Genomic DNA, 16,100 nt, shown 5'->3' on the forward strand with positions numbered 1-16,100 from the left:
ATTTGTTATTTTGGCCTCTGGCCAGATACTATTCAAACAGCCAATCAATATTCTTCTTGTTACCTGCCATACCCGCGTCGAAAACGGGGATAGTTTGGTTTCCTTTCACAAAGCCCAACAAAAGACACACTCCTTTGCCCAGATTTACGGTATGCGTTCCTGCTCCAAACGAATACGCGTGGACATTAGCAGGTGGCAAACCATTGACCAAAACAGCATTTGAGATTTTGATTTCGGCTTGCCCGTAGTCGTTGGCGCTGGCGTCGGTTTCTAACTCGGGGGGTGGTAAATAACTGGCTTTCTTTTCGTTGAAAAACCCAACCAATAACTTCACAGGTTCTTGTGCTGTGAAAGTGAGCGATGTACGTTGCGACTGTAGTTGATTTTTGGCTAACTTAATTCCTTTCAACGCCTGTAATTCGGGCGCAATTCCGCTAATCACCGCCACCGTATCACTAAACACGGCTTGTCCTTTTACCGCCGAAAACCACGCTGCCTGCGGGCTTTGTAGGGTTACTTCGGCGGGTTGTAATATTACCAATTGCTTGGTGGTCTGCGAACTATGGGTTTTGAGCGAATCTATTTTATACTTAAACGTTTTCAACTCTTTTTCATAAACAGGCAGCATTTCTGTCCACGTTTTGTACGCACCCTCAAACCCACGCATCGGAATTTTACGCTGCTGCGTTTGCATACTGTTGGCATACAAATAAGTATCTTTGGTCAAGACAACGAGCTTGGCGTAATGATTGACGCTTTTCTCCAAATGCGGCAACGCCTTTTCCAAATCACGAACATCGTTTGAATACTTAAAGCGCAAAGCTGCCAGTGCCGCCCGTGCTTTTTCTGCATAAAAATTTGCCATGGCATCTTGGCAATGGACGTCGTTGCGAAGACGACCAAACTCTTCTTTGCTTTGGGTAACACTAGCCGCCGCGCGCTCAATCGCTTCTACGGCCTTTTGCCCGTGGACTACCACCTCATCGGCTACGTTTACGGGCGTTTCCCCAAGGTGCGGTTCTCGGTTCCATTCTTTTTCGGCATACTCAATAATCATTTCACCCTCAGGCGCTTCCGATTCATACATCAGCGTAAATAAGCCGTACCGAAACGGATTGATGAGTTGCGTCATCAACATCCCCAACGTCAACGTTTGACGGTTTCCATCCGTGATTCCGTAGCGGCGAAGGAGTTTAGGCGAAATTTCCCCCGTTTGTTCGTAGGCTTCCAACACATCCTTGCCTTTGTCGAGCGGTAAGCCGTATTTCTCCGCCAATTGATTGCCCCAATAATTGATTTCAGCGGGGCGCTCCCGTTTTGAATTCCACGCGTAGCGCGCCCATGTTTTGTACCAAATCCAGTCACGATCCAGTTGAAAAAGGCGTTTTTCGGCTTTATCGGCCGTGTAAGGCCAGTCCCAATACGATGCCTGAGGGTACAAATGAAGGCCGTTGGCTTCGTACACGTTGTGCATGGCTTGTACCGATTTTTGAATAAAATCGGCCGAACCATACCGAAAAGGCTCCAAATTGGCCAAAATATGCACATTTTCAACGTGGACTGTCCCAATGCGACTCAGACTGCGGTGTAAATCGGCCCACTTACCGCGAGGCGTGTAGGTCGTTAGCGCTTCACCGTTGTATTTGGCCATCGTATATAAGTTTTTGTACAAAAGCAAAGCCGATTTCATCACCCGAGGAGCGTCGGTATCGTGGGCACGAAGCACGATGGGCGGCTCGGTCGTTTTTCCTAAGGCTTTAAGCCCATCTTGCACGCCTGGAATGATGGTTTTCGTAAACCAATCGACGTCATCCTGCCCCTGCCCTTCCATCGCTTCACCGAGGGTAATGAGTAGCCCTACGTTCGGGTATTTTTCAACAAAAGCTGCTATGGATTTACGCGTATAATCGGCAATCAATGGCACAATCGGGCGGTTACGGTCTTGGGTTTTAATGCCGTGTTTTTCGGCAAAAGGTTTAGAAACAATGATGTTGTAAAACATCTGAATCACCCATATTCCACGCTTATCGGCCTCGGTGGTGAGGAAACCAAAAAGTTCCTGATTTTTTTGAAACGTGGCCTCGTCCACCTCCAACGCATACGGGTAGTCTTTCAATTTTACCAACGACGCAAACGGGTGTCCATTCCATAAGTAAAGTGAATTATACCGATTTTCGACCATCATGTCTAAGTACTTAATCCACTGCGCTTTGTCGTACAACCACGGAAACGTCTCGGGAGTATAAGGATATTCATATACCTCACGACCAGGCAAATAGACGGGTTTTTGAATACCAATACAGGTACCACGTAGCACCATTTCGGGCTGGTCTTTGAGCGAAAATTGCTGGGGTAAACGTTTGTTTTTCTTGAGTTGATCCACCAATTCAAAACATCCATACAAGGCTCCCGAAGCATCGTTCCCCGCCACAAACAAGGCAGAGGTGGGCTGTTTGAGAAGCTCAAAACTTTCTTTGGGGGGATTAGCGACAAGCGTGAGTTTTTGGCCCAATATGAGTTTTTGGAAGGTTGGGTCAGCGGCTACTCCAACGACAATTTGGTAGCTATTCTTGGCAATGCTTTTGTTTAAAGTCACTTGATAACCCGCACTGCTCAAGGCCGTTTTGAGCCTTTCTACGCCAAAATTCACCCGTGGACTTGGGTCTGTTGCCCAGATGTTGACGGTTTGTTGGGAAAAAGCCGCCTTCGCCGAAAACAGAATAAAATATAGCCAATAAAAGGGTTGTTTTCTCATGAATTTTCATTTTTGGGAACACGGAGGTTCACAGAGTTAGACACAGAGTATCATGGAGTATGGCAAAAAACATCAGTTATTCGCTGTTTTTAACGATTTTATGACAAATACAGCTTCCGCCTCCACGGCGCTGCTGTTAGGCAAGTCGTAGTTTTGATCGGTGGGGGTGTCGGCATCGGGGAAACGGCGGACGTCGCCCGTACGGAAAACAACCCGTTTGCACGAGGTCACGGGAGCGAAATAGACTTTTGCCCCTTTGCTTTGGCCATTCACAAACACATTAAAAATTCGTTTGCTTTGGTCGAGTTCGAGCCGAATTTCGTAGGCTTTACCTGCTTCGTATTTCATAATCCCCGAATTTCGGTAGCCAACTTTGGCTTTTAACTCTCCATCGGTATCAAAAATCAAGCGCGTAGCAGCACTTCCTTTGGCATCTTGTAGTTCAATGTGCAAACGTCCTTTGTCGGTTTGTTGGGGAATGACCGTGAACGTAACAGCTACTTTTTTGCTCTCAGGAATAACACGTTCAGCTTTGGCGTAATCGAACGCATCGCTGTCGCGCAGTACCAAGTTTTTAGAACCATCGGCGGCTTTTTCTATTTTTACTGACGCTCTAAGCGGGCTAAAAATATTCCAAAACTTCAGTTCATCTCCCGCAGCTAAGTCATTGAATACGTCATTGATGTGCGTCTTTACGTCGTCGGTAATGGGTACGGGAATTTTGGCCACCCAAATATCCTCTTTGTTCATGCTGTACGTCACCCACAAATTTTTGTCGGGTGGTGTGCCGTTGCCTTCTTCAATTCCTCGCACATATTGTGGCCCGTACGATTTGTAATTCCCACCGTAACGCATCGACGTAATTTCGCCATTGACCAACAACAAGTTATCGTACGTGAGTCCCTCTTTGCTAACCGATACCGCCAGAGGCCAGCGAAACTCCGCAGGGTTATAGACCGTGGCATAGCGCCCATCGGACGTCCGTTGCCCCCAAATTTTAGCATTGCTGTTGACAAAGCCAGGTGCCCGTAATGGCGCGTACAGCCACGTTTTGCCGTTGTCTTTGCTCACCGACGTAAGGGCGTGTTTCCACAAACCCACGACGTTTCCATTGGGCAAATGATAATAACTGAACGCCTTTAGCTCCCGTTTCAACGGCACGAGCGGGTCGTCGCGGTCGGCTTCTTCGAGCCACTGCTGCATCATCAACGGATTGGCCAACAGTTCGTTGCAAGCCTCCACAAAACCCACATCGTTGGAAGTAGTATAAAACGGATACGCCGATTTCGACTTGTCCCAAGTAGCGTTGTGCCGAATAAAATAAATGGGGCCAAACCGCCCGTCGGCGTAAATTTCCCGCACCACGCGGCCAATTCCTTTTCCGTCGTTCGGATCGTCTTTGGCATCCAGGGCAATTCCATAATACGCCAACGTCAACAAGCGATTTTTCTTCGATACAAAAAATCCCATGCGTTGGTGCATAACGGCATCTAGGTTTTTGGCCACGCCTGCGTATCCTTGTTTTGTCCAGCCGTCAGGGATACGGTAAGTGGGAAAAAGCACCGTTGGGGTGGTCCATTGATAGCCATCCTTGGAAGCTGTAATGAGGGTTGCGCCAGGCGGGACGTGTTCCCCCACGGGATTGCTCAAATAATGCAGGTAAAACGTGTTGTTCCAATACACCAGCATCGGGGCGTGGTTGTAAGTCCAATCCAACGCCGTTCCATTTTTATTTTCGCGGTCGGCCCTGAATACCTGAATGTTATGCACTCCCACCGCAGGGCTTAATTGCCCGTGGTGATAATCCACATTAGACAGTGTTTTGCCTACGTAGCGAATGGTGTCTTGGGCTTGGACAACTGTGCCAATTAGCCAAGTCAGCAGAAAAAGGGAATGGTGTTTGTGCTTCATTTATACTAAAGTTTGTCAGGGCTAAAGCCCTTCGCTATTACGTTTTTTTCATGCCCCACGCTAAAGCATGGGATTAATAGAACAGCATCGAGCCAGTGAAGATTATCCTAAAACCACGTCCTTTAGGGCGTGGGGCAGCCTTAGCTACTCAGCAAAAGGGCTTCAGCCCTGACTTACTCACTCCCGTAAGCCTTTCAGCACCTTCTTTTGGGCTTTAAAAATAGTCCCGTGCTTATGCCCCTGCGGCACCGATACATCTGCATTGGCGTCGCTAAAGGTTTTAAAATCTTGAGTCCGAACGGCGTCGTAGCGTTTATCTTGATAGGTGTCAAAATAAATCAGCCACTCATCACTCGTTTTCACGACCGAAGGCCCTTCCGTAAATTTTTTACTAAATGGAACTGATACGTTTTCAAAAGGCCCTAAAGGCGTTTTCCCAAAGGCTACTTTTAGGTTTCGTTCTGGGCGAGTATTGTCTTTTAAGACCAACACATAGTCATTTTTTTGACGCTTGACAATCACCGCATCAATCACACTAAAGCCTGGGTCGAAGAAAAGTTGGGTGGGAGTAAATGTGACAAAATCTTTGGTCGTCGTGTAATACATACGGTGGTTGTTGTCTTCGTCTTCGATGCCCCTAGGAAAACGAAACGGAATCGTGGAAGCCCAAATAATGACAAATCGGTCGGCTTCGTCGTCGTAAAACAGTTCGGGTGCCCACACGTTGACGGTAGTTGGTTCGTGTGCCATCACGGGCAAGAGTCGTTGCTCCGACCAGTGAATCAGGTCTTTGGAACTGGCATACCCAAACCCTTTGTCTCCCTTCCAACTCGTTGTCCATACCAAATGATATGTTCCATCTTTTCCGCGCACTATTGAGGGGTCACGCATTACTTTCTGCGTACCAATTTCGGGTTTTAACAAGGTTTTATTGAGGTCGTTCCAGTGGCGACCGTCGTAGCTGTACAGCATTCGTAAACCCTCGTTGGCAGGCTCGTGGAAAGACGTAAATAGCCACACGTCTTTGCCGCATGAACAGCATAAACAGGTAATGAGAAAAAGAGTTAAAAGTCGTTTCATTGGAGAATGTTATCTGTTTTGAACCATTCCAAGGTTTGAAACCTTGGAATAGCTTATCTTTTTTTCAACCAAATGACCGAAGCGATTCCCGTTGGGTTCTTCACCGTCACTACCGTTCCACCTTTTACTTCTTCTCCCGAAGTGGTCATTTCTCCCGTTTTTGGAGAAATAAACCGTAGTGTGTAAGAGTGCGGAACTTGCGTTAAATCAAGCGATGCTTCGGCAGATTCGGTATAAATGACAAATCCAACGTTGGCATTCCCCGATACCCATTGCTGCGGGGGAGACGATGCCAACGGTTTCATGGTGGATAAGTCTTTCAAAAACTGCCTATCGGCCACCGTGGGGATACTTGCCATCGAGCCACCCGCCAACAATATGGCCCAACCGAACGCGTCGTATCCATCACCTGAATACATCACGGCTTTTTCGGGAAATTGCTGACGATATTCGCTTACAGCCCGATACACTTGGTCAAATGAACTTCGTTTTGGATTTAATAATCTTGCGTGCTGGCGAGGTGCCAAATTTTGCCCTCCTGCGGGCGCATAAGTCGTGCCATTGGCTTGGTAGTGCCAATACCGAATATCTATTACGTCAACCGTTGCAGCGCGTGAAGCATCGGCCAAAATCGCGTCTTGGACATCTTTGGTTGTACTAAGAGCCACCCACACATTTTTCTTTTTCTCTTTTTCCCACTCCTTGATAACATCCAGCCAAAACTGCACAAACGACAACGGCCCCGTATATTCTGCACTAATCAACTGAATGACACCTGTTTGCTCCGAAAAATTATCAAGACATTGACGAATATAAGCTCGATGCAACTGCCGACGGACGGGCTGCGAAACGTCGTAAAACTGTTCGGCCATAAAAATTCGTTTATCGCCTGCGTACGGCACAGGCTCAGGAAAGCCTGTCTGATTGAGGTTGTTGGCGGGACGCCACGGAAAATCAGCGTAATGCGCTCCCGCTTCGATGATGTTGTGTTGGAAATAGTTTTGGTGAATCAGTACCAGCCCCTTTTGGTCGGCCAATTGGGCAAACTGCTGGAGGCGGCTCCAATACCACCGATTGTAACGGGTCAAGTCATATTTACTCAGTCCGTCCCACGCGGTTTCTTTGCCACTCCGCGCAAAAGGCAACTCATAAAAAGGCGTCCACACCTCGCTATCCATCCGTCGAATACGCTCGTGGTCATCGCGGCGGCGGTCGTACCAAAGGCCGTAATTGTGGTCAATGGCCAACACGTTATTGGCTTTCATCCACTCACTCACCTCGTTCAGGTCGTCGGTCAGGCCGCGTCCCGTCATCCGAGGCACAAAGCGGGTTAAATGAGGTTTGGCATTTTCCAACCCATGCGGACGCGCACTTCCATTCCACCAAGGCACTTCCTGTCGTTTGCCCGTTTGAACAACATTTCCACGCATTAACCAACCATTTTGAAGGGTCAAAGCAGGGGCGTTCGTAGGCTTTGATGGGGTTGGCAAACCAAGTTGTTCGATTGTTTTTGCTGTTGTTTGGATTGTAATGGACTGTCTTTCGGGGGCTTTTTGAATAAATTCGTTCAACGTCAAAACGGGTTGCTGCGCCAACTTTGTCAACGCCATCGCCACCTCTACTTTGGGACTACTCGACGCTTCGGACTCCACGGGCATCAATATCATCCGCGCCTTCGTCGATTCACCCAAGCGGTCAGCCAGTTGGGCATAATACAGGCTTCGGGGGCGAATGTGTTCGTTGGACATCTCCCAATGCCCATTCCCCGCGAACTGCGCCCACGTACCAAACGCCCAATTTTGGGCCGTAGGAGGCTTTGGACAATCAACTTTGGCTGCTGTACATTGCCAAAATACACTGTTGGCCGCTGTCCAGCCTGCCCCTTGGCCGTCTTGTCCAAGATTACCAAAACTGAGCGCGTTGCCGTCGATGTTCACAATGTCAAACAATACACCCGACGCCCAGCTGTCAATCGTGCCGCTGAAACTGTATGGCTCATGCGATTCACACTGAACAAAGGCATTGGGCCCCGCAGCACAGTAGCCCACTGCAAAATCGTGGTAGCCGTTTTCGGCATACAAACGCTGAAAAAGTCCTTGTTGTCCTTGCGTAAAAAAAGTATAACGGCGCTCTCCGCCAATTTCCGAAACGGGCTCCAACGCTCGGCAATCTTCAACAGTAACGCGGCGAGCCGAAGCCAAAACGCTCACAGCCGAGCCTGCAAAATGTTTGAATGTGACCTGACGTACCCAAGCATCTTGAACATTATCGAGCGAAATGCCTACCCAACGATGGTCTTCGTCTTTGGGATTAGTGGCATCATAGGCCGACACCAATCTCAGGTTTTCCACACCTACGTTAGTAATCGTGTTTTGTTGTTGATAAACTCGTACGCTTCCGCCTCCGTAGGCCGCATCCAATGCAATCGTCAAGGGGGCATCAAGCGTCAGTTCATTGCCCGAAATGGCCGTAATTGTTCGATCCCAATAGCTATCTCGTTGTCCCGCTTTCCAGCCTAAGGCTGTCACTCCCCCACCAAAATGTTCTGTTCCAAGGGCTTGAATCCATTCTTTGGTCGAAGGGCGGTGTACTTGGACGGCATCTCCTACTTTTAGCCCCGACGCATCTTCTACGGACAATGTCATGGCATTGACGGGCACATACGGGTTTGTGATTCGTAAACGGCTCTTTTCCAAACCATTTTGTTTACCAATAACATTGACCAAATGCTCCCGCGACGTACCTGTACCTATGACGGTTGTTCCGTTTTCAATCATGCCACTTCCGCGCAGCACAACTCCTGAGGTTTTCAGGCTCAGTTGACCTGCCACTTCAAACGTTCCTTTTCCTAACAAAACCGTTCCTCTGAATCCATTTTTATCCAAGGGTAATGTGGCTACGTAGTCAATCGCAGCCTGAATGCGGTTAGTGGCATCCCCTTTTTGCGCGTTCACTACTACCCGAATCGGCACGTCGGGAATGGACTCGGCTCCCGCCCGATACCCACAGTACGAAAAGTCGGGAACGCGGTTGCCAAGGGAGTCGGGGGTATAAAGCAGCTTCCCCTGTTCGTTTTGAAAAACAGGGGGTTGTTTTTTGACGGGTTTGGGAGTTTGAGCCAAAAGCTCTGCGCCCATTACCACCGTCAGGAACAATAGTTTATGTAAAAATATTCTCAAAACGGATACTGACTTATTCGTTTATGTATTCGGCCGAGTTGTGAGCAACCCTCACCACGATTTACTTATTCGTTTATGTATTCTGTCGGGTTGTGAGCAACCCTCCACACAGATGAGCAACCCTCTCCACAAAAATAATAGACACAGAGTAACACGGAGTTTTTCACAGAGTGACACTATGTATCAAACTCTGTGAAACTTAGTGCCTAACTTCGTGTAACTCTGTGTCCAAACGAAAAACTATGGTTTCACCTGTTTCACCGAAACGACGCTGTTGAGGTAGTCTTCGATGTTGGTATAACCGTCTTTATTTTTATCCAAACTCGCATCCGAGGGGTCGCGAGGATTAAGGCCATTTTTCGTTTCCCACGTATCGGGTATTCCGTCGCTGTCGGTGTCCACGTAAGGCGTTCCTTTGTATTCAGGATACCCACCCACTTGAGCAATATCAGTAATGATTCCTTGTTTGTAGGAATCAATCGGCAAACGGCGGTGCTTAAATTGGGTTTCGGGAAGTTTGACACCTTCTAAATACGTAATTTTTCCCGTACGAACTTGCTCCACAATGCGGGTATCCACAGGGTCACGCTTTGGAAGGGTAGCCCCCGCGTTGGCCAACACATAGTCATGGGCTTTTTGGGTGGACAAAATCGTCATTTCTGGCATTGGAAGCGGCTTATTTACTTTGATGTCGGGCATGTACTTGTCGGCATTTTTGAAATTTTCGACTTGTACGCCACCGTTCCAGTTGTCTTTCGTCACCACGTCGTTTCCTTCCACCACGTTGCCATCCACGTAAGCACGTCCAAAGGTCAAGTATCCCAGCTTACTTCTCCCCGACTCAGGTTTTAGGATACGGTACCCAATCGGTGAGTCTTTCGGCGTCAGCGGGCCTGGTTTGAAATAATTGTTGACAATGTTGTACATGGCGCGGTAATCGCCACCGTCCACCGAGCGGTGTACCCAGTTGAACACTACATTATTCACAAAATTAAAAACACCAAACCAGCCAATCGACGGGTTACGACCTGCGTTGTCGGCCCAAAGGTTGCGCATAAACGTACAGTTTTCGCCCCCCAACGTGCTTCCAAAGGCGTGATTCCACGTATCTAATGCTTCGGAAAAAATGGAATTTTGAATGGTAATATTGACCGTAGGTAGCTTTTGCTCAGTTGCCCCCGTGCTGTCGTTGTACATGTGGCGGTACATCGACATATTTTCGTCTAAGCCCCAGCTCGATGACACGTGGTCGATGATGATATTTCCAATCGGATTGCCACCAATCGAATCGTCGCGACGACCGACGTTGGTCTCTCCCCGACGAAAACGCATGTAGCGAATCACGACATCGTGGGTATTGATCCAAACCGACTCTCCCGCCACGCACACCCCATCACCTGGGGCTGTCTGCCCTGCAATCGTAATGTAAGGTGCCCGAATAATAAGCGGTGATTTGAGACGAATAATACCTGCTACGTTAAAGACCACCGTACGAGCGCCGCCTTGTTCGCAAGCATCACGTAGCGTACCTGAGCCACTGTCTTCGAGGCTCGTCACGACATATACTTTACCACCACGTCCGCCAAACGAAAATGCGCCGCCACCTTCCGCCCCTGGAAAGGCAGGAATCGACGCTTGTGGCAAATCAACGGGACGTGCCGCCCACGGGATGTACGGTTTTCCCTCACGGGATTCTTTTTGAATGATGGGCAACGCCTTTTGCCAAGCGATATTCGACTGACGAGTTGCTTCTTTGAGCATATCGTCGCTGGCTTTTTGGATGTCTTGGGGGACTTGCGGATACTGGGCTAAAACGAGTTGTTTTGTTCCCAGTAACACCGCTATCACCAAAAGTGATGAAAATTTAGCCCGCAGATAACGCAGATTTTCAAGCGCAGATAGCCGCAGATTTTTCTGAAAATCAGTCGTGTTTACTACTATGTCTGGTGTGATTACTGTCTCTATCATACATTTGGTTTGTTTTAACTCTCCCTTGCAGTACGCTGTCTCAGTCTTTCAGACGAGAGAGCTTACCCCCTTCTCCTAAAAGGAGAGGGGGCAGGGGGATGAGGTTATTTTAAAGGATCAAAGCCGCCGCCCCACGTATTATTTTGAATAATTTTAGGGTTATTGTCAATAGCCGACTGCGGGATGGCAAAGAAATAATACTGTGACTTCCAGTTGATTGCGTATTTGGTATCCAACTGCTTTGTCACAATCGTAAAGTAGTTGGTATAAGCAACGTCTAAATCAACGTTGTCGCGCGTGGTGGCAAAATCGGCAGGCACGCCCGTTGTTTTAAGGTTGATGGTTACACCTGTTCTTCTTTTACCGTTGAGGGTTTTCTCGATGAGTTTCCAACGGCGCAAATCCCAAAAACGCTTTCCTTCAAAAGCAAACTCAATCTGACGTTCAAACAAGATGGCATCAAACATTTCAGTACGCGTCATGTTGGCTTTTAAGCCATACAATCCGTCGGTTCCTGCTTCAATCCCTGCTCTTTTGCGGATGGCTTTGAGGTGGGTATAAGCTTCATCGAGGCTATTAATTCCGCAAGCACTTTCGGCTAAATTAAGTAATACTTCCGCAAAACGAATCTCAATCCAATCCGTCCCCGAAAACTGTACATCGCTCACGCCCACAGTCGGGTTGATGGCTTTGCGGGTATAGAAGCCCGTATTAGAAGCTCTCGTTTCTACAGTTTTACCTGCGGCAAAGTACGTCCAAAGCTTGTACGATGTATTGCCATTTAAAGGCCAGTTAACGCCGTTGTACGCGATTGTTTTGTCAAAACGAGGATCACGGTTTTTGTAGAACAATTGGTCAGAATACGTGTATTTGGTCGATTCACCTGCTTTTTTTCCATCTTTCATCGGGAACGCTTTGACCATTTCCCAAGAAGGTTGGTTGGAGCCTCCCGCTGTACCTGCGTACGACGGCCGAGTTGAGTTATCATAACCGTTATTTTTTCTGGTTTGGTCGCCCGTTGAGGTATTAAAACCCGTCAAGAAAACCGCTTCTGGGTTATTAACTTCTTGAAACCACAATTGGTCAAACGATGCGTGTAATCCGTAGCCATTGGCCACGAGCAAATCATACGCTTGTTTGTTGGCCGCGTACGAAGCTTGCCATTTGGCCGCGTCGTCGGTTGGGTTGAATTGAGGACTTGCTGCATACAAAAGTGCACGACCTTTGAGGGCAGCAGCACCACCTCTAGTGATACGCCCCCAATCCGAAGCCCCCCCCCATTTACCAGGCAAAAACAACATCGCTGAATCTAAGTCACTGACAATTTGCTTATACGTTTCGGTCGTCGTATTTCTTGACAAAAACGCGGCATCGCGGGCTTCAACTCCCACAGCCTGAAGGGGTTTTGTCACCAAAGGCACGCCTCCGTACAAACGAACCAAGTCAAAATAACGCCATGCACGAAAGAACTGCGCCTGCGCGTTGAGGCGGTTTTTCGTCGTCTGAGCAATGGTTCCACCGTTTACATCATTGATGAAGGTATTGATTACCCGAATTTTCCCGTAGTTGTTGGTCGCGTTTAGTGCAGTACCGAAATCAGCTACATCATTCACTAATAAGGTTCCTTCAAAATACTTACTTTCCCCAAACGACTCATCTGACAAATCAGGGCGAGTTCCCCAAGAGCCTCCCCACGCAGGAAGGTTTTGGTCGTAGATGTAGTCTAAGTTCATGCGAGCAAGGAGCGAATCTTTAAAAATAAGGCTTCCGTTGACCGAGCCTAAATCAGTTTTATCAAGTACCTTTTCGCAACTTGCCAGTCCAAGCAGTCCCAAAAGGCTGAGTATAGAAAAATAGTTACGTTTCATTGTTGTTATTTTTAGGTGGAAAAACACCGTTTTTGTTCATTACTAACAAGTTATGGCGCGGTTTTGAGCAACCGCAACCGCTGCGCTTTCACTACAAGCCAAGATTTACGCCCAATGAGAACGAGCGCAAAGTCGGGTACGCATCGTAGCTTCCAGCATAGGTTTTGTAGCTGTATGGGTTGTAAAAATTGAACGGATTAATTGCCACTACATATACCTTCAAGTTGTTCATCCCAAGTTTTTTTGCAGTCTTGTTGGGTAAGTTATACGAAACATTAAAGTTGCGCATACCCACGGCGAGCGAATTAACAAACCAAAAGTCTGACACCACATTATAACTATCTCTATAATAAGGACTTGGATAAGCCGCCGAAGTGTTTTGTGGTGTCCAGTGATCAGCCCAGAACTGAGGGCGATTGGCCGTTAGGGTCGCTTGTGAACGTGCTGCTGACTCTACCACCGCTTGTCCGCCAAACGAAGCTCCCATCACTGCCGATACCGACAAGTTTTTATAAGTAGTGCTAACGTTAAAGCCCAATCCGTAGCGATTACTTGCCTTTTTGGTTAAAAACAGTTGGTCATCTGTGGTAATTTTGCCGTCTGGCGCTGTGTATTGACCTGTCGCATCTTTTGGCCCTCTCACGTCCTCATAATAAAGCATTCCTGGCTTAGGAGCTTGGCCAAAAACGGTATAGCTTGGATTTTTTTCCAACCAGCTGTCCACGTCTTGCTGCGTACGAAACATTCCTAAGTACTTATATCCTTGTACGCCCATGTCGGTCGATTGACCAATGGGGTCTTCGTAGGTTCCAATTTTGCCTTTGTCCACGTCCACCTTCAATTGCTTGTTGTCACTCCACGATAAAAACGCATTGACTTTGTACGTCCAGTCCTTGGTAATTTTATCAGCCCAGCCCAATGAGATTTCGTAGCCAAAACCATCAACTGAAGCGTAGTTTTCAGAAGGCAGCGTCGCACCCACCAGCAACGGCACCGACGAAGTAAGAGCCGTAAGCATATTGTAGCGATGATCATAAAACGCATCCAAGCCCAACGACAAGCGATTTTTTAAGAATTGGGCGTCAATCCCAAAGTTGTACTTGGTGTTGTTGTCCCAACGTGCCTGACGGTTGGCCATGGCGTTGTTAGGAGAAATAATCAACGGGCGGTCGCTGTTTCCACCAAACACCGCGCCTTTGCCCGTTTGAATGGAATAGCTTGTGAGCCAGTTATAGGCTTTGGTGGCATCTCCCCCCATGAACCCAACCGACCCACGGAATTTCAAAAAGTCCACAAAAGACACGTTATTTTTGAAGAAATTTTCATCCGAAATTACCCAACCAGCCGATACCGACGGAAAAAAGCCCCAGCGGTATTCGGGGGCGAAGTTGGTAGAGGCATCGTAGCGAGCTGCAACTTCCAACAAGTATTTGTTGCCGTAGTTGTAATTGATACGACCAGCATACGACAAGTTTCCTGACTCCGATTGGCTTTCGGAAGCCGTTTGAGTACCCGTGGCGTAACGCATATTGGGCAGCCCCCCGATGATGACGCCTTCGGCCATGGCAGCTACGTTGTCGTAATTGGTTTCCGATTGTTCAAAGAAAGCAATCGCCGAAACTTGATGTTTGCCAAATTGACGGTCGTAGTTTAAGTAGCCATTAAATTGGTACGTATCATTGTAGCTTGGATTGATACGCACACGATCGCCATTGTTCATAGATACCGTCCGCAAAATATCACCACCGTAAATGTGCTTATTCTGGCCTAACATACTGAACGCATAGACATTGTACTTTGTGCCATATTGTTTTCCGAAGCTATTATCAAGGGTTTTGGCAAATAACACACGTGCTTTTAAGCCTTTGATAAACGGAATTTCGTAGTCGAGGTTGGCCGTAACGTTGAGGCCCGTGTTGCGGGTACGAGTAAAGTTATCCGAATTTTGTACTTCAAAAAAGTGGAATGCGTCCACCGTATTTACGTTGCTGGCGTTCGACAATAACACGGGTAAACCGTTGATGTAAGGCGGGTTAAACTGGGGCGTAAATAGCAACGACCTCATGTCGTTTTCGGGGTTTTCGCCTCCTTGTTTGAGGTAGTACATTTGTTTGTCGTACAAGTCTCCGCTCAACGAAAGACCCGTTTTTAAGCCTTTGGCCACCACAATGTCGGCACTGGCGCGGAACGTCCATTTATTGGCGTTAATTTTGTCGAAATTGGCATTTTGGGCATTGTACGTAATACCCGCAAAGTACGTAGCCCGCTCAGTTCCTCCGCTCACGTTGAGTGCATGACGCATTACTGACGACGGTTTCCACGCCATTTTTAACCAATCATAGTTGTTTTGTTTAAAATGGTCGAGTTCGTCTTGGGTATAAATCAATGGGTCGGTCGCGGGACGACCTGCTGCAAAATTGAGGTTATTCATGTACGTAGCATGTTCAAAACCGTTCATCATTTTGGGCAACATGGCCGCATCTGATACCCCAACCGAACCACTGTAGCTAAATTTCGGGGCACCTGCTTTTCCGCGTTTGGTACTTACCACTACTACCCCTTGGTTAGAACGCGCCCCATAAATAGCCGCAGCTGCATCTTTCAAGACTGAAATAGCTTCTACTTCCGACACGTCCAAAAGGTTAAAATCATCTTCGGTTCGTACTACGTTGTCAATCACAAACAAGGGGCGCAAAGTCCCACCGTCTTTTGACAAAATGATAGGGTTACGTACTGTCAACTGACCGTTATCACCAGGACGACTTGTTCCCCCAGAGACACTAACGCCTGGCATTTGCCCCTGCAAAGCCGCCGACAAACTCCCGACGGGTAATTCTTGAATGGCTTTCATGTCAACGGCAGCAACCGCCCCCGTAAGGCTCACTTTTTTCTGTGAACCATACCCGACTACCACCACCTCACTGATGGAGGCTACGTCGTCGTCGAGGGTGAGATTAATAGACGTTTGTCCGTTGACCGCCACTTCGCGGGTTTTATAGCCTACCGAGCTAATGACTAAAATTTCGTTCCCTTTGGGTACATCAATTTTAAAGTTTCCTTCGCCGTTGGTAAATGTTCCAACTTTTGAACCTTTGATAATCACGTTGGCACCTGGAATAGGTTGCCCAGCAGCGTCCTTTACGTTTCCTGTTACGGTAATTGCGGCCGTTTTCACGGTTGTTTTTGGGGCAGTTCCTCCCTGTTTTTCAGCGTAGGAAACTCCCATAAAACAAACAGCTACTACCGCCGTGAGACACGCCTTGGTGAGGCTTTTGTCCCATGTTAGTTTGGTTTGTAAAAAAGGATTCATTGAAGAGTAATTGGATTAGTTATGAACTT

Annotated in this window: 7 protein-coding genes; all 7 read right to left on the reverse strand. The window is 47.8% G+C overall.

The window, feature by feature from the left end:
• Positions 1-28: 28 nt before the first annotated feature.
• On the reverse strand, positions 29-2,755 hold the full coding sequence (locus DTQ70_RS21410) for a hypothetical protein (RefSeq protein WP_122932703.1): 2,727 nt from the start codon (positions 2,753-2,755) through the stop codon (positions 29-31).
• Between the two features lie 72 nt (positions 2,756-2,827).
• On the reverse strand, positions 2,828-4,666 hold the full coding sequence (locus DTQ70_RS21415) for an exo-alpha-sialidase (protein WP_122932704.1): 1,839 nt from the start codon (positions 4,664-4,666) through the stop codon (positions 2,828-2,830).
• A 177-nt stretch (positions 4,667-4,843) separates the two neighbouring features.
• Entirely contained in the window at positions 4,844-5,746 is a 903-nt protein-coding gene (locus tag DTQ70_RS21420) for a glycoside hydrolase family 43 protein (RefSeq protein ID WP_122932705.1), read from the reverse strand.
• A gap of 53 nt (positions 5,747-5,799) precedes the next feature.
• On the reverse strand, positions 5,800-8,925 hold the full coding sequence (locus DTQ70_RS21425; RefSeq protein ID WP_164490142.1) for a DUF6298 domain-containing protein: 3,126 nt from the start codon (positions 8,923-8,925) through the stop codon (positions 5,800-5,802).
• 240 nt (positions 8,926-9,165) lie between these two features.
• Positions 9,166-10,893: a polysaccharide lyase family 1 protein gene (locus DTQ70_RS21430; RefSeq protein WP_229599986.1), complete on the reverse strand. Its 1,728-nt coding sequence runs from the start codon at positions 10,891-10,893 to the stop codon at positions 9,166-9,168.
• 104 nt (positions 10,894-10,997) lie between these two features.
• Positions 10,998-12,761 (reverse strand): RagB/SusD family nutrient uptake outer membrane protein, encoded by a 1,764-nt coding sequence (locus tag DTQ70_RS21435; protein ID WP_122932708.1) that lies wholly within the window; start codon positions 12,759-12,761, stop codon positions 10,998-11,000.
• Positions 12,762-12,852: 91 nt separating this feature from the next.
• Positions 12,853-16,071: a TonB-dependent receptor gene (locus DTQ70_RS21440; protein WP_122932709.1), complete on the reverse strand. Its 3,219-nt coding sequence runs from the start codon at positions 16,069-16,071 to the stop codon at positions 12,853-12,855.
• Between the last annotated feature and the right edge of the window lie 29 nt (positions 16,072-16,100).

Source organism: Runella sp. SP2, assembly GCF_003711225.1.
GTDB lineage: Bacteria > Bacteroidota > Bacteroidia > Cytophagales > Spirosomataceae > Runella.

Bases quoted from the DNA above. Each gene is read 5' to 3' on its own strand.
- DTQ70_RS21410 (WP_122932703.1), bottom strand. From the start codon at position 2,755: ATGAGAAAACAACCCTTTTATTGGCTATATTTTATTCTGTTTTCGGCG.
- DTQ70_RS21415 (WP_122932704.1), bottom strand. From the start codon at position 4,666: ATGAAGCACAAACACCATTCCCTTTTTCTGCTGACTTGGCTAATTGGC.
- DTQ70_RS21420 (WP_122932705.1), bottom strand. From the start codon at position 5,746: ATGAAACGACTTTTAACTCTTTTTCTCATTACCTGTTTATGCTGTTCA.
- DTQ70_RS21430 (WP_229599986.1), bottom strand. From the start codon at position 10,893: ATGATAGAGACAGTAATCACACCAGACATAGTAGTAAACACGACTGAT.
- DTQ70_RS21435 (WP_122932708.1), bottom strand. From the start codon at position 12,761: ATGAAACGTAACTATTTTTCTATACTCAGCCTTTTGGGACTGCTTGGA.
- DTQ70_RS21440 (WP_122932709.1), bottom strand. From the start codon at position 16,071: ATGAATCCTTTTTTACAAACCAAACTAACATGGGACAAAAGCCTCACC.